Raw genomic sequence first — 26,823 nt, 5'->3', positions numbered from 1 at the left:
TATATTGCATATCATACATTCTGACAAGTTACAGATTCAAAACTCGGAAACTAAAACTTGCGCGCATCTTTTAGCGATCTCAAACGGTATAACTATGTAGAACGGTCAGATAGGAGCGCACAGCAGTGTTCTGCTCCCAGCAATGTACTGACAAGTTATCGCGGAAGGAGCAATCATGCTGGCCAAGGTGTTGAGTTGTGCCGTTATCGGACTAGACGGCGTGCTGGTTGACGTAGAGGTTGATGTCGCCGGTGGCATGCCCGCTTTCAGTGTCGTCGGGCTAGGCGACGCTGCGGTACACGAAAGCCGCGAACGAGTACGTTCTGCAGTACGAAATAGTGGTATGCGCTTTCCGATGCAGCGTATTACCGCCAATCTCGCACCTGCCGACCTACGCAAAGCCGGACCGGCGTATGATCTGCCGATCGCGCTCGGCTTGCTGATCGCTACCGGTCAACTCGATACCAACCTTGCCGATGCAGTGTTTGTCGGTGAACTCAGCCTTGACGGTAGCCTTCGCCACACCGACGGCATTCTCCCAATGGCGGCAGTGGCCCGTGCCCACGGCATCACGACGATGTATCTCCCCGCCGAAGACGCGGCTGAGGCAGCATTAATTGACGGTCTCCGAATTATCCCGCTGACCTCACTCCGTGAATTAATCGACCATCTCAATGGTGAGCATCCGATACGACCCTATCAAGGGCAGATGGGTTTTACCCCTATCGTCCCAACGCCACATGTCGATTTTGCCGACGTGCGTGGACAAGAGCACGTGAAACGGGCGTTAGAAATTGCCGCTGCTGGAGGCCACAACGTCCTGATGAGTGGTCCGCCGGGGGCAGGCAAGACGATGCTCGCGCGTGCGCTACACTCCATCTTACCGCCGCTCAGTTTTGCGGAGGCACTCGAAGTCACCAAGATCTACAGTGTCGCCGGGCAACTCCCACGCGACACACCGCTCATTCGGGAACGCCCCTTCTGCGCACCGCATCACACCGTTTCCACCGCAGGACTCGTTGGTGGTGGCACGCGGGTCAAACCGGGCATGATTACCCTCGCCCACCGCGGCATCTTGTTTCTCGACGAGCTACCCGAATTCGGTCACCGGTTAGAAGTACTGCGGCAACCGCTCGAAGACCGCATCGTCACGCTGAGTCGGGCGCAGGGCAGTATCACCTACCCGGCAGCCTTCATGCTCGTTGCGGCACAAAACCCATGCCCGTGCGGCTGGCACGGCGATCCCGAGCGAACCTGCACTTGCTCCCCAACCCTCGTCAACCGCTATCAACGGCGGATCAGCGGGCCACTCCTCGATCGCATCGACATCCACATCGAGGCTCCACGGATCAAATACGACAAACTCAGCAGCCTCGCACCCGGCGAAACCTCAGCCGCCGTGCGTGAACGGGTCATCTTGGCCCGCAACCGCCAAACCGAACGCCTCCGCCAGCACCCGCACTGTTGCAGTAATGCCGATCTCGGCCCGGCCGAAATTCGCGTCTTTTGCACCCTAGACAACGCCGGCCAATCTCTCCTCAAATCGGCGGTCCAGCGGCTCAATCTTTCTGCGCGCAGTTACCACCGCATTTTACGACTCGCCCGCACCATCGCCGATCTGGCCGGCGCCAACCAGATCGCTGCCGTCCACGTTGCCGAAGCCATCCAGTACCGACCACGGCAGGGGGAGTGAATATGGCAATAGGAACTAACCAAGAATGCTGACAGGAACAGTCATGGAGGATAAGAATTTGCCGAATATCACCAATTCTGCTATACTCAGGATCAGCAGTAGCAACTCTAGGAAAATCCATGCTACTTAACTATTGGACACAATCAAAAACGGTAACAAGTTATACAAAAATCTGTTAATAAGGTGCTACATGCGAAAACCTATCGTTATTTTAGGTGCTGGTATAGCAGGATTAAGTATGTCCTATTTCTTAGCCCAGCGTGGTATTCCATCGATAGTCTTAGAAAAAAATCCATATTACGGCGGACTTGCCCGAAGCTTCCGCTGGAATGATTTCTGGTGTGACTTTGCTGCACATCGTTTTTATGCACATGATCAAGAAGTGCTTGATTGTGTACGATCTCTCACTCCAATGATTGAACACTACCGGCGTAGTCGTATTTTTTTTAAGCAACGCTGGTTACGCGATCCGATAGATATTATCGAGTTATTCTCACACCTATCAATGTATGAAAGATGGCACATCGTACAAGATTACCTCAGAAGAGACAAAACATTACCAGACCATTCATTCGAACAATATGTGGCGAAGCGGTATGGTCATGCACTATACGATATTTTCTTTCGCTGTTACACCGAACGACTCTTCTCACTCTCTGGTCAAGACATTGCAGTTGAATGGGCCATTTGGAAAGTTAGACTATCTTCACCACTTGATCGACTAAAGAACTCAACTAGGACAAAGTTTCGCCGATTTTACTATCCAATAAGTGGAGGTTATGGCGCAATTGTTAATGGATTATACCAAAAAATACAAGACCAAGTAATTCTAAACGCACAAGTCACTAGTTTTATCCGTGATCAAAACGGGCAAGTACAAGGCATAACGTATCGTCACTACAATCAAGAGTACGAATTATACGCACAACACATTATATCCACATTACCATTAACAGTCACAGCTCAATTATTAGGAGAAGAGATCAAAATAAACTACCAAAAAGTTGACGCAGTCTATTTATTGCTTAACAAACCTTTAATGAGCAACAATCACTGGTTATATTTCATGGATAGTTCATCAACTATCAATCGTCTTGTTGAATTTAAAAATATGAGCAACTATCAAACACCACCACATACAACAGTAGTATGTGCAGAGGTAACTATTGAAGCACCAAACATCATTGAACGAGTAGTAAATGATTTAGTACAGAGCAGGTTGATCCAACCACATGAGGTAATTGACACACATGTGATACGTGAACCATTTGCATATCCACGATATAGTCGGGGCTATATTAATGAAGTACAACGGTTCCAACAAGTATTGCAACATTACCCGAATATACACATTTTAGGTAGATCAGCACAATTCACTCATTATGAGGTCGATGATCTACTAGATCAGGCATATCAAATGGCACAGCAAATAACAACAACACAGCCCATTACAATCCAATCCACCAATAAAGAACCACCTGTTTGGATTGTAATTTTAACCCTAAACAATTATCATGACACTGAAGAGTGCTTACGTTCACTACAATCATTAGACTACCCTTCATACAATATTATACTGGTTGATAACGGATCGAGCGATAACACACCAGATCTGGTAAGAAAACAGTTTCCAAACGTAAAAGTAATAGAAAACCACTACAACCTCGGTGTAGCGGCGGGGTATAACGTCGGAATTCACTATGCACTTGATAATGGTGCAGAATATATCTTTATCCTCAACAACGACACAACGGTCGATCCCCTTATCATAACACATCTCGTACAAGCCGCCCGCGAACCAAATGCCGGAATTCTAATGCCTATCGTTTACTATTATCACAATCCACAACAGGTCTGGTCGGCAGGAGCACGTTATCGTGCTTTTCCACCAGCCATTGTAATGGAGCGTAAAATTTATAACACATACCATGATCTTCAGTTTGCGATTAGTTGTGGTTTCCTGATAACTCGACATGCTCTTGAAAAAGCCGGTTTGTTTGATGAAAGCTTTCGCTTTCTCTGGGATGACCTAGATTTTTCACAACGAGTACGTAGAGCTGGACTACGCATTCTACAAGTTCCACAAGCTAAGATGTGGCATAAGGTCTCACAAACAACAAACCCTGCGTCTGAGCAATTTTGGCGAACTCATGGTGAAAGTAGTGTTATTTTCTTCCGTAGACATAGGCAGTCATTTCCGCTTCCGCAAATATTTTATCTAGGTTACTTTGCCTTACGCGAATTTATCTTCAAACGTCGTTTGAAATCGTTACCTTCATTCTTACAAGGTATACGTAGTGGTCAAACAAAACAACTAGTAGACGTACCTCTACCCAAGGATCGAATGTCATATCCATAAATGTTATATATTTGGATGTGTCACTATGACAATCCCCCACTCTACATCCTTCATACCAGAGGCTATCTGCAAAATATGCAACCACACTGGTGCAATTCCAGTATTTAGTGGACCTGACCGTCTGATGCGTTTGCCCGGTGTATTTCAAATTGTGCGTTGCTCCTACTGTGGTACATTCTATCAATGGCCGAAATTGCCGTGGGATGAATTACAAAAGTATTATCAAGGAGATTATGACTCCTACATTTCCGCATTAGCTGATGAACCATCACGTATCCGCCGTTGGCTTCGACGGCGATATACTTTGAAAATGCGTCATTTCGTTGAACAATTTACCCAAAATGGAGTGTTGCTTGACATTGGCTGTGGTACAGGTGCGTTTCTAGAAGAAATGCAGATGAGTGGCCGATGGCAACTGCACGGCATAGAACCAACAACAACTGCCGCAAATTATGTCAGACAGCGATTTGGGATACCGGTAATTAATTCATTAGTAGAGCAAGTGTCGCTATCCGACTGTACATTTGATGTAGTTACAATGTGGAATGTGTTTGAACATTTATCCGATCCCAAATTAGTCATCCAGAAGGTCTATCATTCACTCAAACCTAATGGAATTGCAATCATTGCAGTGCCAAATTATGAGAGTCTGAGTAGAGTAATATTTGGCAAATATTGGTGTGGTTGGGACTTGCCACGACATTTATTTGTCTTACCGAGTATTACACTTTTTGAATTGGTTAAACAAACTGGTTTTACTGTGCGCCAGCATAAATGTTTCCTCGGTACTTACGCATTGCTCGGTCATTCGCTATCATTTCTACAACAAGATCTGAGCGGAAGCAAACAAATAGCCTTATCCATACTTCAAAAAATATACACTTCACCAATTGGGAGGCTACTATTCTTCCCTCTTCAGTATATAACAGAGCGGACTGGACTGGCAAGTATTAAAGTTTGGGCATTACAAAAAACATGACATCAATAAATATTCACAACATTATCGAGCATATCTCTGCAATTCTAAAAAAACCATCAACGAATATAATAGTTAGAGCTATTGTCAATTTATTTTTTCTAGGATTGACAGGAATTATTTTTTACCAAAACCGACAGATAATTCCTGTAGTCTGGAATTCATTATCAATACAGAAGTTCGTTACTTGTTTGCTTTTGTATATAACATCACTAGTTATTCAAGCAACGATCTGGATCAACATGATAGGATATCGCCAGCAGAACTGGTATCAAGGCTTCGATGACTTCATGCAGACTTATTTAATGGGGCGCTTACCGGGCGGTTGGTGGAAATGGTTGGGACGTGTTACTGTATATCGTGCGCTTCATCTTTCTAAAACTACTGTATTATGGGTCAGCATTGCCGAATTAGTGCTACTAACGATGTCAGGTACGAGCATTATTATCGTTGTGAGTCTATCGTCGCCGATATGGCAGAGCTTAACAGTGTTACTTAGTCTTATTCTTTCTTGGCTCTTTTTCAAACTGCTTATAGTTCGTAGGCCGGAATGTTATCATCTACGCTCATCTTGGCAATTAATCTGGTATTGGTGTGGCTATTCAACGGCATGGTTACTAGGTGCAACCATTTTGTATCTACTGGCAGCCCCGCTAAGTGTGACACCTCTGACCTTAAAAGATACTGTTCTATTAAGTACTATGAGCGGTTTGGCCGGTCTAGTCTTGCAATTTCTGCCAATAAGTGCTTTGCTTAGAGATCTTGCTCTCGGAGCACTCCTCAATCGCTTTATGGATCTTCCCCAAGTTGTGATAGTTGTGTTTATAATCAGAATAATCTACAATCTGAGCGATATGTCTTCGAGCTTGATTACCTCTGCTATACTGCTTTTAATGCGGCACCGTTCGACGAATGAACCTAGATCAGACACACCTTATGCCGCTGAATAAAATACCGCAGCAAAATGACTTATATAATGTCAATAACCCGTTTGAATTATTCGTCGGCAAAACCTTAACTCCACTAGGATTATGGCGCAATACCACTTGACTTTACAACGCTACACCCAAAGTTGGTATAGACGTTTTCCTCGGCACCCTTTACAATGTGCCCGTAACGTTTCGTCTGTTATTTAGGTTAGGAGGTTTCTTATGTTGCAATCACGGTGGATCATTCTGGCGGTACTAGCTTTAATAGTCAGCGTGGCAATTGCGCCAAACAACTTAGTACTGGCGCAGCCAAATCCAGATAGTGGTGTACCTGGCGGGCCTTTTTCTACTGCATTCCGTGTTCAAAACCTCGGTAGTAGTAATGCTACATGTACATACTCCGTATATAATACTTCAGGGGGTCAAAGCTTCAATAGCCCTTTACCTTCCATTAACCCCGGAAAAAGTGCATATGTGTATACACCTAGTGTACCTTCGTTCCCGTCAGGTGTCTTTTCAGCTATTATTAGCTGCGATCAGCCGGTAGCAGCAGTTGTTAATTACTCGGATAGCGATTCTGGCGATACATTCGTTGGTGTATCATCACCAGCAAACAAACTATACGTTCCCGGTGTGTACGATAATTATTACAATTACTATACGTCGTTTCGCATCATGAATGCCTCTGCTTCTAACAACAACGTAACAATCAAATACTATGACGGATCGACTGAAATAACGAGTGAGACAATCGCTCTTATGCCAAATGGTTCAAGTACTGTGACCCATGAAAATCGTGTCGTGTTCTCTAATAATAAGATCTATTCGGCGGTAATCGAAGGCTCCCAACCGTTAGCCGCCATCGTACAAATCTACGGGAAGGGTCCATATGATCAACAGCTCTATGCGTATACTGCATTTAGCGGAGGTTCAAAAACTGCTTACGTTCCTCTCGTTATGAGCAACTACTATGGATATAACACTGCAACCAGCGTTCAGAATGTCGGTACAGGTCCGACATCCGTAACAATACAATATTCAAATGGCGATACCCATACTGTCACCTTGAGCAGTGGGGCTTCACATACTTTTCTCGATTTCAATCTACTGCCCCCCTCCAACTCGACCTACAGCGCAGTTGTGACAAGTACTAACGAACCCATCATCGTCACAGTGAACGAGTCACGCAGCGGTAGCAGACTAGCAACAACCTACGAGGGTTTTTCCAGTGGTTCTAAATCCTGGGTAGCACCCATTGTAATGAAGAATTACTACGGCTTCCAGAGCTCCATCACTTGCCAGAATATTGGTAACGGACCGGCCAATATTTCAGTTGCCTTCAACGGTGAAGCTGGTGGTGGTCCGGTAACTCTACTGCCACAACAGAAGGTTTCCGGCCTAGCGGTGAATCAATCATTTGCTATGCTGCAGCAATTTGATAATTCACTGCCAAACGGCTTTATCGGCTCCGCTGAAATCACTTCGGATCAGGATATCATTTGTGTGATCAATCAAAGCAACCAGAACGTTGGTGCAACACAGGATCAACTATACGCATACAACGCTCTCATCAAACAACCATAGCTTTACGATGCGGAGCAAGGATGAGAATTATTTCATCCTTGCTCCTTGACAAGTTGTATTGTACTTCTTCGTGCGAGGGCTGTATTTGTTACGGTCCTATTTCTGCTTGTGTTGGAAGGTTTCACATGATGTATCGTTTATTACTAACTGTCATACTGATTGTGTTAAGTGCTTGCTCGACTACAACTCCTCAAGCTACACCAACAGTTGTCGACTCGTCAAACGCATCATCACAAGGATATCCGGTAATAACGCCAAATGTTCCCAATACATCTTCTGTCTATCCTGTACCAAATGCTGAACCTATAATGTCAGCCAGCCCGTATCCAGTACTTGAAGCAACAGTTTCTGCTTCAACTCCAGAACCCACCCCACCCATTGTTGTTGATAGTACCAAGGGTGCAATCCGCGGCGTGCTGCTTGATACTGAGGGTAAACCAATTGCGCAGCTTTTTGTATTCTTAGCCACGATTACCGATAATACGACCGGACCGGTTATCTCCTTCTCACTCGATTCACAAAAGGGTGCTACTGATAATCAAGGCAATTTCGTTATCCGAGACGTACCGGCGGGTGTTTATTCACTCGCAATCTGGACACCGGCTACTAACTTTCTCATTCCCGCGCCTAATGGTGAGCCGGGATCGGCGATTCGTGTTGAAGTACGTAACGGTGAAATTACCGAACTAGGTCAGATCCGTATTCGCAGACCGTAGCTCTAGTAAATAAGAAACGCGGAGACCTCTCTAAAAATGTGATCACCCATAATTCTACCCAACCAACGCTATGCCTGAACCATCCATCCTTGAACAGATTGTGGCCCATAAACAGCTTGAGGTCCGCCGACAGCAAGCGAAAATCCCTCTGGTAGAATTGCGCGAGAAGGTTCATCGAGCGCCACCAGTGCGCGATTTTGCGGCAGCCCTCCGTCGCACACCGAGTACCGCACTGATTGCCGAGGTCAAGAAAGCATCGCCGAGTCGGGGGGTATTGCTCACCGATTTCGATCATCTGTCGCTCGCCCGCACTTACGTGGCGAATGGTGCTGCCGCGATTTCGGTGCTCACCGACCGGCGCTTCTTTCAAGGCAGTTTGCTGTATCTAGCCGGCATCCGCAAGCTCCCTGAAGTACAGAAGGTCGGTACCCCACTGCTGCGTAAGGATTTTATTATCGATCCGTACCAAGTCTACGAAGCACGTGCCTACGGCGCCGATGCGTTGTTACTGATCGTCGCTGCGCTTGACGATGCGCTCCTCCGCGATTTGTTTGTTCTTACCTACGAGTTGGGAATGCATGCGCTGATCGAGGTGCATACTATCGCCGAACTTGAACGTGCGTTATCGCTCCAACCCCCGATCATCGGCGTGAATAACCGCGATCTGCATCGGTTTGTCACCGACCGCACCACGACGAAGATGATTGCCGACGCTTTACCACCTCCACCGCACCGCCCATTACTGGTGAGTGAAAGCGGTATCTTTACGCCAGAGCACGTTGCCGAAGTGCGTAGCTATGGCGCCGATGCCATCCTAGTCGGCGAGGCATTGGTGACAGCAGGTGATATCGGCGCACAGGTGCGGGCGCTCGCAACCTCATCCACGTAGTGATTTGCGAGAAAAGGAGTATTGACCGTGCGACAGTGCCCGATTTGCGGTCATGTCCTTACCGGTAACGAGCGGTTTTGTCCGGTATGCGGTCAGGCCCTGGGAGTAGCCGACCGAACGCCTGCACCGGTACTTAATACCACCATCAACCTCACGCCAACCCATAATAGCCGGTTGGCAATTGCCAGCTTGATCTTCGGGATCACGACCTGGATTCTGTTTTTCATCCCCCTCTTACTGGCGGTACCGGCCATCGTGTGTGGACATCTCGGACAAGGGGCGATTAAGCGTAGCAATGGCACAGTGGTCGGGAACGGTCTGGCTATGCTGGGGCTGGGATTGGGATATGCGCACATCGCGCTGACGCTGGTAGCGCTCTGTGTGGCTATAGCGATGGTTGCCAGCTAACAAGATCGAGATCCCATCTTACATCTCATAACGTGACATACAACAATCCTGCCGTAGAACGCGGTCATCGAGTTCTGCGGCAGGATAACGCTACCCACGACAATACTATCCGACTTCTGGCACAATTACGCCGTAGTTGCCATCACGCCGGCGATATAACACACTAATCTGCATTGTCTCGGCATCTTGAAAGACGAAGAAGTTGTGGCCGAGTAACTCCATTTGCTCGATTGCATCATCAACGAACATTGGACGCAGCCGGAACGTCTTCGTTCGAATGACCTTCGCGACCGGTTCGGTTTCAGCCGGAGCCGTCATCGTTTCGGCTTCAGCTTCGGTAATCGCCACTTCTTCAGCCGGAGTTAACCCATTAGTCGCGCGCCGCAATTCGCGGCTTCGCCGCCAATATTTGTCTTTGTAGCGCTGAATTTGGCGCTGCAATACCTCCTGCACTTCATCGATTGCGGCATAGAGGTCGGCGGCACGCTCTTCAGCGCGTAGGATGACGCCATGCTCGGCCACCAGCGTCGTCTGCACTCGATAGACTTCACCGACATTACGCTGGTGTTCGTGTTGTACTTCGACGGTGATACTGGTAATGCCGTTCAGATAACGCCCAAGCTTGGAGAGCTTCTCCTCGATATGCGCACGCTGGCGATCTGAGATTTTGCCGTTTCGGCTCTTGATGGTAAACTCCATCGGTTTCCTCCATCCGCTGACGCCACTCATCGTTGAGTGACCGGCGATAAAAAAACAGCCCGGCCTTTACCATCAGCGCGGTGAAGACCGAGCTATTTCTCAAAAGGTAACGGGTTGTGGAGCAGCTTGACCAAACAACAGGGTCATAGTACATTACTCCCGAACCTAATGCTCCACTTCGGTAGCATAACTGAAAAGCTTTGCCTGTATTCTACTACGCCCCTACCCGTCGTGCAAGATGCGCAGAGTAAGAAACTGTTCACCATGCGTAGTAATTGAATAGTGCAACGGTCGCTGTCACACCAGCAGTTCCATCCCCTCCGCCGCAATCGCAAAGGACAACGAACTACCCTGCGCTGCCAACTGAGCACGAAAGCGGGCAGCAATGGCATCGAGTTCATCGTCGGTTCGGGTCGGGGCATGGTGAAAAATGAACAATCGCTCGACACCGGCTTGTTGGGCAACCTCAATCGCGTCTTCAATCCGGCTATGGCCATAGTCTTCGACCAGCTCATCACGCAAGTATGGTGCGCTGTGGATCAGGACATGAGCATTGCGGGCAAAGGCGATGGCCTGTTCCCGAATCCTATCTTCGTTGTAGCGCACATCAGTTATGTATACCAGCACACGGGAATCCTCTTCCAAGCGGTAGGCCCAGATCGGAGAATGCGAATGACGTGAGAGTGGTAAAGCGCGTACTGTCAGTCGCCCAATGGTAAACGGCTCGGTCGAGATAGTTGTAAAGCGATGAGTGGCACCAATATGGGCCAAACCGTAAACCGGTGAATAGACCGGTGAGAGCATACCATCGTAGACCATCTGTAACGAGCCACGGGTGCTGTCAGGGCCGTAGATATCGAGGCGATTACCGGGAATGTGGACGACACCGGGGAAAGGAAGACCAAGGATGTGATCCCAATAGGTATGGCTAATCAAAAGGGTCAGCGTACCACGGCCACGCCCGAACTCCCCCTGCATCAATTCATCGCCCAACATACAGAAACCGGTACCGGTATCAAGGACGATCAATTCACCACAGTCACCGGTTACGGCCGTACAGCACGTATTACCACCGTAACGCAACATCGCCTCGTGGGGAGTCGGGACAAAGCCACGTACTCCCCAGAAACGCACCTTCATCGCGACCTCCGTAATTCCATTCCCTCAAATGCTGCCGTTACCAACAACCCCGGTGCTGCCATCGCCTGCTGTTCGGCTACGATGCGGTCGAGTTCCTCATCTGTCCGGTGGGGATCGTGATGAAACAATATCAACTGGCGCACCCGTGCTTCTTCGGCGATTTCACGGGCTTGGGAAGCGCTGCTGTGGCCCCAATGGGGAAAGCGGGCATACTGGGCATCGGTGAATTGCGCATCATAGATCAGCCAATCAGACTCGTAAGCCAATTCAATAATCGCTGCTTTCATCGCCGCCAATGCCCGTAGATCACTCTGACTCCGCGCTGTAGGCTGACCGGTCCACTCAATGCGCTCTTCGCCAAACAGGACGGTATGAAACGGGCCGGTATCGGGGATGAAGGTGAGCACACCGTCCGGCGTCTCTAGCCGATACGCGAGTGCGCGGTACGGGTGATTGGCAAGCGCCGTTCGCACCTGTACCGGACCCAATTCAAAACAATGACCGGCACCGATCTCGAAAAAGTTAATCTGTGCCCGCAGATCATCCATAGTGAGCGGCAACAGCGGGTCGCTCAACGCACCGGCCAGTGTCGTTCGCAAACTCGATTGAGTACGGGCGAGGCCGTAGATATCGAGTTTCAGATTGGGATCGAAGAGAGGCGCAAAAAAAGGAAAACCTATGATATGATCCCAATGGGTGTGCGTTATCAAGAGATCAATATGATGCAATGTTGTATGTTGCTGCTGAAGGGACGCACCGAGTAGGCGTAAACCGGTACCGGCGTCGAGGATAATACGGCGCTCTTCAGCCTCAACCTCGACGCATGTTGTATTCCCTCCGTACCGTAGCATGTGAGCATGGGCAACCGGATATGATCCACGAGTGCCCCAAATCCGAACTCTCATCGATGCGTCCGTGTTATTACGTCTAAACTGCGAGACAAGTCGCGCAACGTGACGCAGTGCTGCATTACAGTTTACAGCATAAACGCAGTTTGTAAATGCTTTTTAGCGTATCATTTTTTCGTTATCAAGCGTTGAGGAAGTAAGAAAGGATAGCTCATGGCACGCTTTCGGGTAGGCGTTCAACTGCATCCACAACATACGACGTGGGAATCGTACCGTAATGCCGTCCGCTATGCCGAAGAGATCGGATGCGACACCATTTGGAACTGGGATCACTTCTTCCCGTTGTATGGACCACCGGATGGAGCCCATTTTGAAGGTTGGACCCTCTTGACGGCGATGGCGGTGATCACCCGGCGGGCCGAGGTTGGCTGTCTGGTAACGTGCAACAGTTACCGTAATCCGGCGTTGCTGTCGAATATGGCAAAGACCGTCGACCATATCAGTGGTGGACGACTGATTCTGGGTATTGGGGCAGGCTGGTTTGAGCGGGATTATACAACGTATGGTTACGAATTTGGCACTGCTGCCGACCGGCTGCGGGCACTACGGACAGCATTACCGATCATTAAGGAGCGCTGGGCAAGCGATCAACCACCGCCGCTCCGCCGCATCCCGATCTTGATCGGCGGCGGTGGTGAGAAGGTGACGCTCCGCATCACAGCTGAGCATGCCGATATATGGCACGGATTTGGGCCAATCGAGAATTTTAAGCGAAAGAATGAGATTCTTAATCAGTGGTGTATGCAGATCGGGCGCGATCCGACTACGATTGAGCGCAGTGTGTCACCCCGTGCCGGTGAGCCGATTGAGCCGTATCTTGAGGCAGGAGCGACACATATCATCATTGGTATGGGTGAACCGTGGAACTTCGGACCGGTTGAGGAGTTGCTCAAACTACGCGGGGATTAGTGAGCAGCCGTCCGATCGCCGGTCTATGATAAAGACGGGGACCTGCCTGGCCCCCGTCTTCGTATAATGACAATCAACGCAACGTGGTATACCATTCGGTGTAGAGTTCTTGGAAACTCTTACCGTAGATGCCGCGATAATCCGCCGAACCGGGGGCACGTCCACGACCGTTAGCGTACAACTCATTGAATTTATCCCAGCCATACGTGCGCGCGAGATACTCAACGAATCCGGCCCACATCTCGTAAGCTGCCATCGAATTGGCACTACCGACAAAGGAGGCTAGGTTGCCGCGATAGCCGGCCTGATACAGTTCGCGTGCTCGTGCCTGAAACGAGGGCGAATCGGAGAGGCTCAGCCAGTATTCACCCGAAATCCAGCTAGCTAACCCTTCGAGCAAGACCAGATCGGCCCGGCTTTGTGCTTCACGACCATACGCTTCAGCCTGTAGCGCATGGGCCAATTCGTGGGTAGCGATCACCAGGGCTTGATACGGCTCTTCGTTGGGGCGGTAGAAGATGCGAATGTTGGTACGGTCATGGGTATAGGCAATCCCACGTGTATCACTCGTCGGCGCTAATGCCGGATTGTAGAAGCCAATGGAGACACGCTCGGTAAGTTCGACATCGAAGCGGCGTTGGAGGTAGCCAAGGGCATACTCGATCTTGACGGCCAGATCACGCACCTGTTCGGCACTGAACGTCCCGCGACCAACATAGAAATCGAGACGGCGTCCGGCGTAGACAAACTCACCCGGCAAAACCGGCCCACGACCGGGCAGAAAGCTGGTTGGCGCGACTTTTACCTCAAATGTCTCCAGAAACTCACGGCGGGCAAGGGTCGGTGTGAGGGTCGGCAGCGGCAACGGTGATGGGGTTGCCGTTGCTGTTGGTACGCCGGTCGGCGTTTCAGGTGGTAGCAGTTCGGCCACCTTGGGTGATGGTGGTGGTGACGGCACCGTAGCCGCCATAAGTGTTCCCAGCAACAGCAGAACCAGCGTGGGCAACAGCACCATCAGCGTGCGGTTTGTGCGTTTCACGCATTCCCTCTCTTGAACGGCGCAACGTGGCGCTGAGTATTGGTATGCGTCATCATTGCTACGCTTATACCATTACATGGCGGAGACTGTCAAATGTGATGATGTAGAGTATAGACCACCGCTTTCTGCATCAGATGCGACTTTTTCGCTCCGCGCGATGACAGGAATTTGCGCGTGAGAACTGTAGTGTCATTACATGAGCGCGCACCCGCCCGCGCAATCTTGGTGGGGACATTTGTCCAACCCACGCACAAGGACGATTGCGGTGGGGTGGGAGCAGCGGGATGATGCCCGCTCCGCGCACAAGGACGGTTCGGTGGGATAGGAGCAGCGGGATGATGCCCGCTCCGCGCACAAGGACGGCTACAATTGCTCTTTACAGCAACCTAAGCACATCCGAAACGCATCGTCAAGCGCGATCGCCGATTACATATCAGCCGGTGCAACCTCGATCCACGCCCGTTCCACACCTCGCACATTCATAAAGAAATCAAACATGGCCTTCATGAGACCATACTTATTATCAAGTGCCTCACGGGCGGTTTTGACTTCCTCAGGGGGTAAAATCCGTGCTCGGGCCGGCACAGTCGGTCCCAGTGGCTTGCCTGCCCGATCCGACGGCCCAATCTCAACGTGGGGGTTGTTCCGGATCCGCTTAACCTTACCGGCATTAGCCGTCGTCATAATGTAGATTTTGCCATTGTGCTCGGCGAACCAAACCGGCGTCACCACCGGCTGACCGTTTTTGCGGAACGTAATGAGGTTTGCATATTCGTGCCGGTGTAAACCGGCGAAATAGGAAGTTGTCTGCTCTGCCACTATCTCCTCCAGAAGTTTCGTATCTTAGTCAAGAGATTGGCCCTCTTTAGTACTATACCCCGGATTCGGATAAAGCGGCGAGCAAATTTGCCCATTCGGCTAAAGTCACCGTTTCAGCACGACGTTGCGGATCGATCCCAACCTTATGCAACGCCGTTATGATCTGCTCACGAGGGATGGTTACACCCAACGCTGCTAAACCACCGGGTAGCGCATTCCCCAATTGTTTGCGGGCGTGGAGAAAACCGGCTTTGATCAAGCGAAACAGCATATTGACATCAGGCACGGTAACAGGGGGTTGCAGGCGCCGTTGCAAACGGAGGATCGCCGAATCGACCGCTGGGGCAGGGAAGAAACTACTGGCCGGTACGCGAGCCACAATCGAGGGTTCGGCGTAGAATTGAACAGCGTGAGCCAGCACGCTATAATCGCCGGGGCTGGCACAGATACGCTGCGCAACCTCCCACTGCACCAATAACACACTCAGCTCAGGTGGGGTTGTTGCTTCGAGAAAATGGCGCAGGAGCGGGGCAGTAATTGCGTAGGGAATGTTCGCGACCAACTTGTAGGGTGGCATTGCGGCGGCGCGGGCCAGCAAATCGGCAGGAGTTATGGTCAGCACATCACCCTGCACAAGATAAAGGTTGGAACGACCGCTGAACTCGGCGGCGAGGCGATCGGCCAAGCGGCGATCTAGCTCGACACAAATGACTCGTCCTGCCCGTGGCAATAATTCCCAAGTCAGCACTCCCAGGCCTGGACCGACTTCGATCACGGTATCAGTCGGCACGAGCGCAGCTTCGGCGATAATGGTCGCGAGAACACGCCCATCGAGTAAAAAATTCTGACCCATCCCGCGGGTTGGGCGCAGATTAAGTGCCCGTAACGCAGCTCGGATGCGTTGCGGATTCAGGTAGGGGTTCATTGTTCAATCGGTACAAAGATCGTAATCCGCGTTCCCTTACCGGGGGTGGAATCGATTTCGGCACGGCCACCGACGAGACGGGCGCGTTCATCAATGTTGAGCAAGCCCAAGCTCCCACGTCGCTCGTAGGAACGCAGCACCGCCATTTTATCGAACCCAACGCCATCGTCTTGGATCACAACTTCAAGCATCTGATTATTAAGCCGGCGCAAGCGTACCCAGATATGGGCGGCTTTGGCATGCTTGATCGCATTGGTGACCGATTCTTGGATCATATTGAAGAGAGCACCTTCGACCTTCGAGCCAAGCCGCACCTGGTCAATATCACCGGCTTCGAGGATGATGGAGGTATCACCGGCCTTAGCGCGCAAACGATCAAGATACTGTTCGAGCGTCACTTTCAGCCCTTGCGTTTCGAGCATCAATGGCCGCAGCTCAAACAGCATAGTGCGCACCTCGTAATTCGTCCGTTTCGCGATAGTACTCAGCTCATCAAGTTCAACCAACGCTTGGGCAGGATCGCGTTCGAGCAATCGTTTGATAAACTCAGCTTTCATAGTAATCACCGCCATCGACTGAGCCGGCCCGTCGTGTAAATCACGGGCCAACTGATGGCGAACTTCTTCTTCACGCGACAGCAACTTTTCACGCTCTTCTTTCAAATCGTAAATCAACTGGGCATTATGCAAAGCAACAATCGCATAATTAGCCAAAGCGGTCAGCATCTCGACCTGATCGGGTTGCAGCATCTGATTGGTCGCCACCACGAACAGTCCATACGCTCGCATGCCAACCTGCAACGGAATGAGCGCCGCCGATGTGCAATCACGCAAAGCATCGATCTGTTGCAGTGCCGGAAATTGGGCAAATGATGTGATCATCTGCGGCGTAGTGGCGCGGAGAGCAGCGGCTAGCCCGGTATCCATCTGAAGCGAACGATTGAGATCACGGGATGTCAAATTTGAGCCAAATGCGACATAGAGTTCGTTAGGTTGACCAGACGAAAGCAACACTACACCGGTGCGGTAGGTAACAATGTTACGGCTCTCACGAAGCAATGTCTCAAGCACCTGCCGATAATCGGCTGTCGCGCCGAGCGTGAGCGCGACTTTGTATAGTGAGCGCATCTGGTCGCGATAGGCATGGGCTTCTTGCAACGCTCGTTCGGCTTCTTGCTGGGCTTGTATCACTCGCTGACGGTTCGTCTCGCTCTGCCGTTCGGCCAAATTCCCGGTCACCCATGGCACAATAGCCAACGTTAGCCCGCGCAACCCCAATGCAACATAATCGAGCATCGTCATAAGTGCTTCAGGCGCGATCAGGCGCCGCCATCCGATGAAGGCGGCCATATATGCCACAGCGGCCAAGGCACCGGAAAGGACACCAATGTGGAGTGGTTGCCGAATCGCGGCGTAGGTCAGCGGCAGGAGGTAGAGCGGGAAAAAGATCACAATCCGCTCACCACCCAAAAAAGCCATCAGCGAAATAAAAGCAATATCGAACAAATACGACAGGCTGACGAAGCCGGCCACCGCCGGAATAAAGGTCAAGACGGTCATGATCAGAGTGAAGCCGGCATACAGCAAAAAGATCAGCGTTAGTGGTTCGAGATTGGTAGTAATTGGCCAGAGATTCCCGTTGGAAAGAAACTGGGTAACAGCACCAAGCAAAACAAGCATGAGCCAGCGCGCCATTGCATAGAAGCGCTCACCACCCAGTGGGCTCCAAGCAGAAGCTGTGCGTTGTGATGATGACGATGAGGTTGGTGATTGCACCGAACTGGCCATAGACACTCACACTCTAGTTAGATACAGTACGGCGGCGAGCATCTGCATCGCCGCCGCAATGGGATTTACAGCGATTTGAGCGTATCGAGAGTTGCTCGCACTGCCTTGGCCGAAGCGTTGAGAAGCGCCATTTCTTCCTCGTTCAACGGCAACTCAATAATCTTTTCAACACCACCGGCACCGAGCACCACCGGTACACCGAAGTACATGTCGTGCAGACCATACTGGCCGGTCAAGTACGCTGCTACCGGTACCACCCGCTTCTTATCCTTAAGCACGGCCTCAACCATCTGCGCCGTCGCCGCCGCCGGCGCATAGTACGCACTACCGGTCTTCAGCAGGTTAACGATCTCGCCGCCACCTTTCCGAGTGCGCTCGATGATCTGGGCCAACCTTTCAGGGGCAATAAAGTGGCTTACCGGAATACCGCTGATGGTCGAAAAGCGCGGTAACGGCACCATCTCATCACCATGACCACCCATCAACATCGCCTGGACATCTTCGACTGAAACCCCGGCTTCCATCGCGATGAATGTGCGGTAGCGCGCTGCATCGAGCACACCAGCCTGCCCCATCACCCGCTCCTTGGGGAAACCGCTGACTTCGGCAGCCAGATAGGTCATCGCATCAAGCGGATTATTGACCATGATAATAACTGCGTTGGGCGAGAGAGGTGCTGCCTTGCTAATGCAGTCACGGGTAATATCGGCGTTGACCTTAATCAGATCCTCTCGGCTCATGCCCGGCTTGCGCGGCGCGCCCGATGTCACCACAATAACATCTGAATTCGCGGTATCGGCATAATCGTTGGTACCGATCACCCGCACGTCGAAGTCCTCAATGGGCGATGCTTCGTACAGATCAAGTGCCTTGCCCTGCGGTATCCCTTCTACAATATCGAGTAGCACAATGTCGCCCAACTCTTTTGCAGCCAGCCAATGCGCCGTCGTCGAACCGACAAATCCGGCCCCGATAATGCTAATCTTCTTGCGCATACCTATCTCCTCACAACTTCGTGGCGCCAGTTATGGAATGCAACGGAATGCGTCGTTGCCCTCCTTGCGCATTGTATCACACTTGCTTGTAGGCAATAGAGACAGGCTTCACTGCATAGCGTTGAGAACTGACGACAAATCTGATGGCAACGGTGCTGTGAACTCACACCACTGCCCATTGCTGGGATGAAAGAAACCGAGCTGACCGGCATGCAAAAACTGGCGCGTCAACCGCAGATGAGACCGGCGCGGCCCATAAACCGGATCGCCGACAATCGGGTAACCGAGATGACGTAAATGAACCCGAATTTGATGAGTACGCCCGGTTTCGAGCTGCACTTCGAGGAGACTATAGTCACCAAAAGTAGCAATAACCCGATAATGCGTGCGAGCCGGGCGACCATCGGCCACGACCGCCATGCGCAAGCGATCACGCGGATCGCGCCCGATAGGAGCGTCGATGGTACCACGGACGGGTGGGCAACCAACGACCAATGCCTGGTAGATTTTGCGCATGCGACGAGCCTGCTGTTGTTCGACCAAAGCCCGTAACACAGCATCGTGACGGGCAATCACCAACAGACCAGACGTGTCGCGGTCGAGACGATGCACGATACCGGGACGCACTTCACCGCCAATCGCCAGATCGGGGTAGCGGGCCAACAACGCATTGACGAGCGTGCCACGGGGATGGCCTGGCGCCGGATGAACGACCAGTCCGGCCGGTTTGTTGATCACGGCTATATCGGTATCTTCATACACTACGTCGAGCGGAATGGATTCGGGCACTAATTCAACCGGCACCGGCGGCGGGATGATCACGTGAATGACCGTGCCAGGACGTAGCGGCTGGCTGGCACGAGTTGGCCGACCGGCGTATAACACCATACCCTGTTCGATAAGACGCTGCACCTGTGTACGGGACAGATCGGGCATAGATGTGGCAAGAAAACGGTCGATCCGCTGACCATTCGCTTCCAACGGTACGATCAGCTCCCGTTCCTCGGCATCAAGCCCTTCAATGGCAACGACCTCCTTCATGACGGTAACTCCGAATTACGTTGCGATGGCTCGGTTGGCGGTGAAGATTCTGGTGCGCGGCTCAACAACTCGTTCAGCAACCCGTCATCGACCGGTTCCGGTTCGATAACAGACGGCTCATTACCGATAAAGATGATGTGAAATACCAAAACCGCCACGCCTAAGGTAATCGCACTATCGGCCAGATTAAACATTGGCCACCAACCAAACTGGATAAAATCAACCACGTACCCTTGCCGTAAGCGGTCGAAGAGGTTGGAAAGACCACCACCAAACACCAAGCCGGTAGCCACCGTCACCCAGCGCGATTCGGCAGGTAACAGGTATTGGTAGGTGAGGGCCAACACCAACAAGATGAAGCCGGCGCCAACCGAGAGAACCCCACCCTGATCGGGAAAAAGACCAAACGCAACTCCGGTATTTTCGTGGTAGACCAATTGCACCCAATCAAAGAGCAAACTAATTGGACGATTGACGCGCAGGAATACGGTGCTCAACCAAGCTTTACTTACTTGATCAAGGATCACAACCGGTACAGCCACAAATATGAGTAGCATCCAACGAGTACGCATAGCGGTTATTGTGACCTTTTTTTGTATCACGCCACTACCGCGTCCAAGCCACGTAGCATCCAACGAGTACGCATAGCGGTTATTGTGACATCATCGCCTGGCGTAACCGACGCAACGCGATTTCATCAAGTGCATATTGCAACATCAAGAGGGCCGCGCCGATGGTAATCGCACTATCAGCTAGATTAAAGATCGGGAACCAGCCTACCTGGATAAAATCGACGACGTAACCCAAACGAATGCGGTCGATGACATTGCCGAGTGCGCCACCGAGAATCAGCCCCATCGCGGCTTGCACCAGTGTGCGTCGGTTTGGGAGTTGGGTTATGTAGAGATAGATCGCGCCGGCCATAATCACAAACGCAACAACTGTCAGGACATCTGATTTGCCTTGGAAGAGGCTAAACGCGATACCGGTATTATGCGAATACGCGAGCCGGATATCCTCACCGATCAACGGAATAAAGCGCGTCATTGGCGTTGGACCGAGCGTGTCGATAATCCAGCGTTTGGACGCCTGATCTAGTACAATTGCTAACACCGCCACGAGCAACGGTGTGATCCAGCGAGCCTGTAAGAGCTTCACAATGCTTCCTCCTGTGAAGGGATACAACTCAGTGCCGACGGCAAATAGTCAATGATAAGAACAAATGAACCTACACCGGCCAATGCCGCTCTTGTTCATTATAACGTAGGAGCATGAAATAGACGGGTAATGGTCATCAATTAGAATATAGCATGATAAATAGCTACGGCACATGGAGGATAGTCATATGTCTTCAAGCTCACGTCCTAGCACTAGAACTAATCTTCTCACTTCTTTGCTTAGTATCCTCATCGTATTCAGTCTATTCAGTGGGTTGTCGCTCTGGTGGACAATCAGCCTGATAATTAGTAGTCTCACCATTGTTTTCTTTATCGCCCGCTCGCTGCACCATGCACGTGTGCAACGGTTGTATCGTCAGCAATTGCTAGCATTATCGCCGAGCGAATTCGAGCAGCGCATCGCCCTGTTACTTGAAGATTTAGGGTGGCAGAACGTTGTGGTACGCGGTGGCAGTGGTGACCGCGGTGTTGATATTACCGCCCAACGAGACGGTTTGCGCTACATTATCCAATGCAAACGGTACACCAAACCGGTCGGACCCAACTAGGTGCGCGATCTCGTTGGCGCGCTCCAGATTCAGCAAGCTGACCGAGCCATTTTGGTGACGACAAGCACCTTCACCGATCAATCGCGTCTCGAAGCCCGCGGGCAAGCACTCGAATTGTGGGATCATCAAGTGTTGTGGCAACGGACCAAAGAGGCCGAACAGCGACGATTGACCAACCAGCAGCGCCGGAAATGGTCAGTGGCCCTCCCGGTTGCTTTCGCGCTTGGTCTTAACCTTGTTGTTGCCGGCATTGCCTTCAGCATTAGCGGACCGCCGGTCATCAGCATCGACCGCATTGGGCAACCGATGCCGGTTAGAGAAACGAACGGTGAAAGTGCGACTTTCTGGTCGTTGGGTGCCAATAGTCCTACACCACAATCAACAGTACCTAACCGTCCTTCGGTCACACCCCGTCCCACTCGTACCCCACAACCAACGGCGACGCCACAACCGACCCCCACACCGGTACGACCGACCGCATCGGTTTTTAATGGTGGGAACGTGCGCGCTGCACCTAACCTCCAAGGCGCCGTCCTTGATCAAATTCACGCCTATGAAACGGTCATCCTGCTTGGCCGCAGTGCCGATGGGGTATGGATACGGATTATCAACCCGCGCGGCCAAGAGGGTTGGGTCCACCGCAGCCTATTGACCCTTGATCAGGCAATCGCCGAGACACTGCCGGTGATCACACCGTAGCGCAATCCTGTTGCCGATCATCATGGCCAAGCCTGCACATACCGAACACATCGTGATGCACCGCGACCCGCTGCGCGCACACCTTGGGAGGCAAGGGGAGAAGCGTGGCCTGCGGGGAGGCGCTGCCGATGGGCAACCGGAACATCAAGCGTCCTCCATGCTCAGACGGGCGGTCATGGTAGCCTAGGATCGGCTGCGGCAGATCAGTACGTCGGAGGAACTGCTGACGAACGCGGCGAACGCCTTTGTCGCCAGGTTCCTCAGCTCACCACCGATGACCATGGCGTGCGGACACGTTCATACCGGTCACGAGATCATCGACGTGCGGCTGAGCACCCACAGCGAACGAAGCGTATCGTTTCACCGAGGGTACACCTCGCTACCGGCTCGGCAGTGCATGTTAGTATCACACCCACCACTGCCGAGCACGATCCAGCCGGCTACCCACGGACAGGCAACGATGAAAGCGGTCGAGCCATTTGATCAGTACAGCGGTGATCTGGTTGCGCCTACCCGGTTCTATTCTACTGACAGCACCCTGCCTTGTGGTCACATTGTTACCCGGTCGTGCGGTTGCTATCGTAATTGACGATGCCGTACTCTGTTGGTTCGATCCTGACCACGCGCTGGCGTTGGGATGAAAGGCAGACCACGCTCTCGTCCTTAGGGCTAAGCCAACGGGCACGGTTGGGGTACAATGAAGATCATCGGCGTCATACCGCTACCGTACCCGATCCCACAACACCATTGCCGGTCGCTCACTCAACATCACCCGATCGGGGCTATAGCGAACCTGCGCGCCATGGTCACTCCTGAGCACGCGCCGGTCGAGATCGGGTGGCATGGTGGTGATATATCCCTCATCGTTAAAAAAGAGACGGACACACGAAAACGCAAAGGTTAAATCGTGCGGGCTGGTCAGCGTGAGGTCAAGTTCGCCGTTGTTGGTCATACCGGCGTTCACGCCCATATCACCGAGCATCTGGCGAATGGCATCAACATCGACATTGAGGCGTTGGCCCTTGGCTCCACTCAGCGTGATCGTGATATGCCGACTGGTTAAGACCGAGTCAATTAAGAGGAGTTCGTAAGGTGTCTGCTCAAACAAGATCGCGGCTGCCGGATTTGTACGGTCGATAACCCGCCCAGCCAGTGCCCAACCTAGTGCGTTCACGTCATACGCGATACGTAGAGCGGTAGGAAACGCGAAGGAAATAGCTGTGGCCCCTTGAATAGAAGTGGTCCATTCGGCCATAGGTAGGCCAAAGCCGTAGAGAAAGCCGCGCAGAATGGTTAGACCGAGATCGAGGCTCACCTGCCGTGATCGCCGGCCACTGATGTCGATCAATTGTGCGACCGACGGTTGCACACTCAGCGGACTAGAGTCGGTGAGCAACGGTAAGAGTGAACCACGAAAGATGCTCCGCCCACGTCGATGAACGACGACCGAGAGCGGGCGGATGCGGGCATCAGGGACACGGACCGGATTAGCGCCAAATAGGTCATGGACAAGTGAGACGAGCGGATCATCAGTACAAAGATGAAGCATCATAGACTTCCTCGACGAGATAATTTCAGAAACGGCGGCAGATCGTCGGTTAAGACTGCGGGTGGAGATGGTGGATTGCCAGGAATGGATGCCGAGGCAATGTGCTGCCGTTGGCGAAAGGAAGCCACGTCACTCGCAATCAGAGTGATCTGCACCCGTTCGGGTTGTGGTTGGTAGGGAGACACGACAACACCGATAGCCAAATCGATATCATTGGCAATGGTCTGATGAAGCTGGGCAATCGCGCGATCTACATCGTGCAAACCTAAACAACTACCGCCAATAATAGAGAGAAAGACACGGCGAGCCTTTGTCAAGTTGCCTTCTAACAAATCGCATTGGAGAGCATACTTCATCGCACGTTGTACTGCATCGCCACCGGTAGCACTCCCGATACCGAGCATCGTCAGGCCGGCATTGCGCAGGGTTTGGACGACATGAGAAAAATCAAGCTGCATCAGCGATGGTGACGAGAGCTGCTCAATCACCCCTCTCATTGCAGCACCCAAAATGATGTTGCTGTAGGTCAGCGCTTTGGTCAAGGTTTCACGTGGATCAACAAAATTGAGAACCTTCTGATTTGAGACCACGACTACCGCATCGGCAACCTTACTCAGTTCGACCAATCCTGCTTCAGCCACGCGGCTACGCTGCCCCTTCTCAACGTGAAACGGCATTGTCACGAATGCTAAGGTCAGCGCACCCAACTGACGCGCAAGACGAGCGACAACCGGAGCAGCACCGGTACCGGTACCACCGCCCATACCGGCAACGATCACGACCAGATCGGCACCGGTAAGGACTTGTGCCAACACCGGTTCACTTTCTTGCGCAGCGGCCGCTCCAACCGATGGATGACCACCAGTGCCTTTGCCGGCAGTCACTTGTGGACCGAGCAATATCCGGGTTGGAACATTGACACGCCCGGCCAGATCTTGCCGATCGGTATTAGCAACAATCACCTCCACCTGATCGGGTAGAAAGGTGAGTGTACTCACCAGATTCCCACCACAACCACCAATACCAATGAGCTTTATCGTGATGGGTGCGCGCGGGTGGATTGGCGGATCAGACGATTGCATAGGCTTCCTTACGGGTCATTCCCTATCGGTGACAGGAACACTGGCAGCAGGTTCGAGCACTTGCACCCGATCGACACGAATCCGAAAATGTCGACGGAGGAGATGAACGAGCGCTTGCAGGGCGCTGCGCAACCGCGGTGATGAATGTTGCAACAATCCTTCAACGGCAATCACCAATGCTCGCTGATCGAGATGTTCGGCCGGTCGGCCCACCCCTCGCGCAGCCCGGGCAACGAAGCGTTCATGCCGTAGGCGATACACCATTCCGGTATGATCGATGTAATAATGCCAACGAGCATCGATATGGGCGTTGGGTAACAGGAAACTGGTTGGACCCGGTACCGGGACGATGAGAATAGTATCAATAGGTTGACGCCGCACTTCACCATCACCGGCAAAGAGGCTAACGTCGATCAACGGTTGGCCGTGACGAGCGGGGCCTAACAGCGGCACCGTACTCATCGGCGACGGTGGCAGATGGTGACTGTTAAGACAAGATAGCCGCACAATCCCGGTCGCTGTTGATCGCAACCCACTCAGCAACGCCGTCAGCCGACCGAACGGACTCGACGGCGGCAATGGCCGTTCGAGCGGCCAATCAGGGGTTGGTAAGCGACAGGCCACCACATCGAGGGCGAAAGGCATCAGCGCCACCGGTACTCCGTCAATCACGGCCGTTTCTGCCGGAGCAAGCGGCGCCCCAAGCTCTTCGGTTAACGCATACTGGATCAGCGCCGCTTTAGGATGGTAACGGCGACCGGTGCGGAGTGCGAAGAGATCATCGAGTAACAAGTGAGCGAGTTGATCGGCCCGCTCGCGGCTCAGACCGGCCAGTATCATCTGCCCCGCAGCGGCCTGCCTAAGTTCGCTCAACCGATAGATCACCTGCCATTGTCCTACCGGCGAGCACAGGCTATCAAGGGCAAAGTGTTGGCAAGCGAAACTCAATCCTGCCGTGAGCGCCAGCCGATGATTGTAGCTAATCGGCATACCCAACGTGTCGAGGTGTCGGAGAAAATACTGATGAAATGCCCAACCAGGTTGAAAACCGTTGACCGGATCGACGGCCCGAAAGATAGCTTCGAGTAAGGCCATCCGTTGCGGACTGGCCGGAATAGTGCTGAGGCGCTCAATTGGTGTACCGGCACGGAGCGTATCGTCGGGACCAACTTCAGCACAGAGTGCATCACGGGCATACACCTCAACCAGATAGCGTGTCCCATCTGGCAAACTCAACGCACGTTCGCGGTCGTTTGGCGCCGCAGCCGGGCGTGGTGCGAGGGGGCGGGCAACCAACGAGGCCACCGGCATACCGAGTTTCGCAGCATGGGCATGGCTCCAAAAAGGCCATTCAGATGGCAACCCACTACCGGCAGCACGGTAAGCAATATCGAGCATATACTGTCGCAACCGATCACCCACCGGCAACGACGGTGCCGCCGTAAGATCGGCAAACACCTCGTCGAGAAATGGTTGCCACGGAAACCCTGCCGGATCGGTCTTACGACCGGGAGCAATATCGAGATGACGTACTACCTGATTAGGTGGGATGTGATACTTCTGCACCAGCTCACGCACGAGCCAAAGCGCAGCCGCGTACTGTTCCGGCGGATACGGATCCCGGCCATCGTTACGATTCTCCAACTCGATCCCCAAAGATACCTCATTACAGCCATAAACGGTACGGCCATCGACCTCCCAGCGACTCACACCGGCATGCCAGGCAATATCGTGATCGGCGACCAACTGAAAAATCTGACCACGCTTAGTGATGTAGTAATGCACTGAAACCTCTCGTCCCGGCGCACCACCTTGCCGCAGCCACTTGAAGTCACCGGGATACGAGCCGGCGGTCGCGTGAAGTACAATCATCCGAATCCGATCTGGCGAACCCGGTTGAAAATTGTTACGGGTCATCCCAACCCATTCGATCTGGTACATTGCACACCTG

24 protein-coding genes and 1 pseudogene are annotated in these 26,823 nt (G+C 52.1%); 11 read left to right on the top strand and 14 right to left on the bottom strand.

The genetic code is table 11. The features are described from left to right. Positions 1-175 precede the first annotated feature (175 nt). The 8 genes from AC01ZF_RS08970 (at position 176) to AC01ZF_RS08935 (ending at position 9,554) form a co-directional block, all read left to right on the top strand. On the top strand, positions 176-1,693 hold the full coding sequence (locus AC01ZF_RS08970; protein ID WP_424677589.1) for a YifB family Mg chelatase-like AAA ATPase: 1,518 nt from the start codon (positions 176-178) through the stop codon (positions 1,691-1,693). Positions 1,694-1,883: 190 nt separating this feature from the next. Next, positions 1,884-4,052, top strand: coding sequence for a glycosyltransferase (locus tag AC01ZF_RS08965; RefSeq protein WP_428132115.1), 2,169 nt, complete (start codon positions 1,884-1,886; stop codon positions 4,050-4,052). Positions 4,053-4,077: 25 nt separating this feature from the next. Further along, positions 4,078-5,031, top strand: coding sequence for a class I SAM-dependent methyltransferase (locus tag AC01ZF_RS08960; RefSeq protein ID WP_424676740.1), 954 nt, complete (start codon positions 4,078-4,080; stop codon positions 5,029-5,031). Continuing rightward, positions 5,010-5,978, top strand: coding sequence for a hypothetical protein (locus AC01ZF_RS08955; RefSeq protein ID WP_424676739.1), 969 nt, complete (start codon positions 5,010-5,012; stop codon positions 5,976-5,978). The genes AC01ZF_RS08960 and AC01ZF_RS08955 overlap by 22 nt, the downstream gene beginning before the upstream one ends. A 201-nt stretch (positions 5,979-6,179) precedes the next feature. Further along, entirely contained in the window at positions 6,180-7,541 is a 1,362-nt protein-coding gene (locus AC01ZF_RS08950; RefSeq protein WP_428132112.1) for a hypothetical protein, read from the top strand. Positions 7,542-7,666: 125 nt separating this feature from the next. Then, positions 7,667-8,257: a carboxypeptidase-like regulatory domain-containing protein gene (locus AC01ZF_RS08945; RefSeq protein ID WP_424676737.1), complete on the top strand. Its 591-nt coding sequence runs from the start codon at positions 7,667-7,669 to the stop codon at positions 8,255-8,257. A gap of 70 nt (positions 8,258-8,327) precedes the next feature. Beyond that, a complete protein-coding gene (gene trpC / locus AC01ZF_RS08940) occupies positions 8,328-9,146 on the top strand; it encodes an indole-3-glycerol phosphate synthase TrpC (protein ID WP_424676736.1) in 819 nt (272 codons plus the stop codon). Positions 9,147-9,173: 27 nt separating this feature from the next. Next, complete coding sequence (locus tag AC01ZF_RS08935; protein ID WP_424676735.1) at positions 9,174-9,554, top strand: DUF4190 domain-containing protein; 381 nt, start codon at positions 9,174-9,176, stop codon at positions 9,552-9,554. A 105-nt stretch (positions 9,555-9,659) separates the two neighbouring features. Here AC01ZF_RS08935 and hpf read toward each other — a convergent pair whose 3' ends face one another. The 3 genes from hpf to AC01ZF_RS08920 form a co-directional block, all read right to left on the bottom strand. Further along, the gene (hpf, locus tag AC01ZF_RS08930) at positions 9,660-10,253 is read right to left on the bottom strand and encodes a ribosome hibernation-promoting factor, HPF/YfiA family (protein WP_424676734.1); all 594 of its coding nucleotides are present in this window, start codon (positions 10,251-10,253) and stop codon (positions 9,660-9,662) included. A 297-nt stretch (positions 10,254-10,550) separates the two neighbouring features. Continuing rightward, positions 10,551-11,393: an MBL fold metallo-hydrolase gene (locus tag AC01ZF_RS08925; RefSeq protein ID WP_424676733.1), complete on the bottom strand. Its 843-nt coding sequence runs from the start codon at positions 11,391-11,393 to the stop codon at positions 10,551-10,553. Continuing rightward, positions 11,390-12,298 (bottom strand): MBL fold metallo-hydrolase, encoded by a 909-nt coding sequence (locus AC01ZF_RS08920; RefSeq protein WP_424676732.1) that lies wholly within the window; start codon positions 12,296-12,298, stop codon positions 11,390-11,392. The genes AC01ZF_RS08925 and AC01ZF_RS08920 overlap by 4 nt, the downstream gene beginning before the upstream one ends. A gap of 156 nt (positions 12,299-12,454) precedes the next feature. Here AC01ZF_RS08920 and AC01ZF_RS08915 point away from each other — a divergent pair, with 156 nt between their 5' ends. Then, entirely contained in the window at positions 12,455-13,210 is a 756-nt protein-coding gene (locus AC01ZF_RS08915) for an LLM class F420-dependent oxidoreductase (protein ID WP_424676731.1), read from the top strand. A gap of 73 nt (positions 13,211-13,283) precedes the next feature. On the opposite strand, the gene AC01ZF_RS08910 is transcribed toward AC01ZF_RS08915, so the two are convergent. The 8 genes from AC01ZF_RS08910 to lspA (AC01ZF_RS08875) all read right to left on the bottom strand — a co-directional run bounded on the left by AC01ZF_RS08910 (position 13,284) and on the right by lspA (AC01ZF_RS08875) (position 20,974). Next, the gene (locus tag AC01ZF_RS08910) at positions 13,284-14,249 is read right to left on the bottom strand and encodes a hypothetical protein (RefSeq protein ID WP_424676730.1); all 966 of its coding nucleotides are present in this window, start codon (positions 14,247-14,249) and stop codon (positions 13,284-13,286) included. A gap of 426 nt (positions 14,250-14,675) precedes the next feature. Beyond that, positions 14,676-15,068 carry a PPOX class F420-dependent oxidoreductase gene (locus AC01ZF_RS08905; protein ID WP_424676729.1) on the bottom strand — a complete coding sequence of 131 codons (393 nt, stop codon included), beginning with the start codon at positions 15,066-15,068 and terminating at the stop codon, positions 14,676-14,678. A gap of 52 nt (positions 15,069-15,120) precedes the next feature. Continuing rightward, positions 15,121-15,993: a 16S rRNA (adenine(1518)-N(6)/adenine(1519)-N(6))-dimethyltransferase RsmA gene (gene rsmA, locus AC01ZF_RS08900; RefSeq protein ID WP_428112124.1), complete on the bottom strand. Its 873-nt coding sequence runs from the start codon at positions 15,991-15,993 to the stop codon at positions 15,121-15,123. Next, a complete protein-coding gene (locus tag AC01ZF_RS08895; RefSeq protein ID WP_424676727.1) occupies positions 15,990-17,780 on the bottom strand; it encodes a GAF domain-containing sensor histidine kinase in 1,791 nt (596 codons plus the stop codon). Before AC01ZF_RS08895 ends, rsmA begins: the two co-directional genes overlap by 4 nt. Before the next feature lie 65 nt (positions 17,781-17,845). Continuing rightward, complete coding sequence (gene mdh, locus AC01ZF_RS08890) at positions 17,846-18,775, bottom strand: malate dehydrogenase (RefSeq protein WP_424676726.1); 930 nt, start codon at positions 18,773-18,775, stop codon at positions 17,846-17,848. Positions 18,776-18,883: 108 nt separating this feature from the next. Further along, positions 18,884-19,816: an RluA family pseudouridine synthase gene (locus AC01ZF_RS08885; RefSeq protein WP_428132098.1), complete on the bottom strand. Its 933-nt coding sequence runs from the start codon at positions 19,814-19,816 to the stop codon at positions 18,884-18,886. Beyond that, positions 19,813-20,388, bottom strand: a complete 576-nt coding sequence (gene lspA / locus AC01ZF_RS08880; RefSeq protein WP_424676724.1) for a signal peptidase II — start codon at positions 20,386-20,388, stop codon at positions 19,813-19,815. Before lspA (AC01ZF_RS08880) ends, AC01ZF_RS08885 begins: the two co-directional genes overlap by 4 nt. Positions 20,389-20,467: 79 nt before the next feature. After that, positions 20,468-20,974 carry a signal peptidase II gene (gene lspA, locus AC01ZF_RS08875; protein ID WP_424676723.1) on the bottom strand — a complete coding sequence of 169 codons (507 nt, stop codon included), beginning with the start codon at positions 20,972-20,974 and terminating at the stop codon, positions 20,468-20,470. Positions 20,975-21,146: 172 nt separating this feature from the next. Here lspA (AC01ZF_RS08875) and AC01ZF_RS08870 point away from each other — a divergent pair. Together AC01ZF_RS08870 and AC01ZF_RS08865 are read left to right on the top strand one after the other, a co-directional pair. After that, a pseudogene (locus AC01ZF_RS08870) lies at positions 21,147-21,665 on the top strand (restriction endonuclease); the annotation flags it as partial. A gap of 183 nt (positions 21,666-21,848) precedes the next feature. After that, positions 21,849-22,241, top strand: coding sequence for an SH3 domain-containing protein (locus tag AC01ZF_RS08865; protein WP_424676743.1), 393 nt, complete (start codon positions 21,849-21,851; stop codon positions 22,239-22,241). A gap of 721 nt (positions 22,242-22,962) precedes the next feature. Here the strand turns inward: AC01ZF_RS08865 and AC01ZF_RS08860 are convergent. The 3 genes from AC01ZF_RS08860 to AC01ZF_RS08850 are packed head-to-tail and all read right to left on the bottom strand — an operon-like array spanning position 22,963 to position 26,813. Then, the gene (locus AC01ZF_RS08860) at positions 22,963-23,793 is read right to left on the bottom strand and encodes a gasdermin (protein ID WP_424676722.1); all 831 of its coding nucleotides are present in this window, start codon (positions 23,791-23,793) and stop codon (positions 22,963-22,965) included. Then, on the bottom strand, positions 23,790-24,872 hold the full coding sequence (locus AC01ZF_RS08855; RefSeq protein ID WP_424676721.1) for a cell division protein FtsZ: 1,083 nt from the start codon (positions 24,870-24,872) through the stop codon (positions 23,790-23,792). The genes AC01ZF_RS08860 and AC01ZF_RS08855 overlap by 4 nt, the downstream gene beginning before the upstream one ends. Positions 24,873-24,887: 15 nt before the next feature. Beyond that, positions 24,888-26,813: an N-acetylmuramoyl-L-alanine amidase gene (locus AC01ZF_RS08850; RefSeq protein WP_424676720.1), complete on the bottom strand. Its 1,926-nt coding sequence runs from the start codon at positions 26,811-26,813 to the stop codon at positions 24,888-24,890. Positions 26,814-26,823: the final 10 nt, after the last annotated feature.

The sequence above is a fragment of the Chloroflexus sp. genome, from assembly GCF_056331925.1.
Note: the sequence above shows the minus strand (reverse complement) of the source record. Positions and strands in the feature narration are given on the sequence as shown.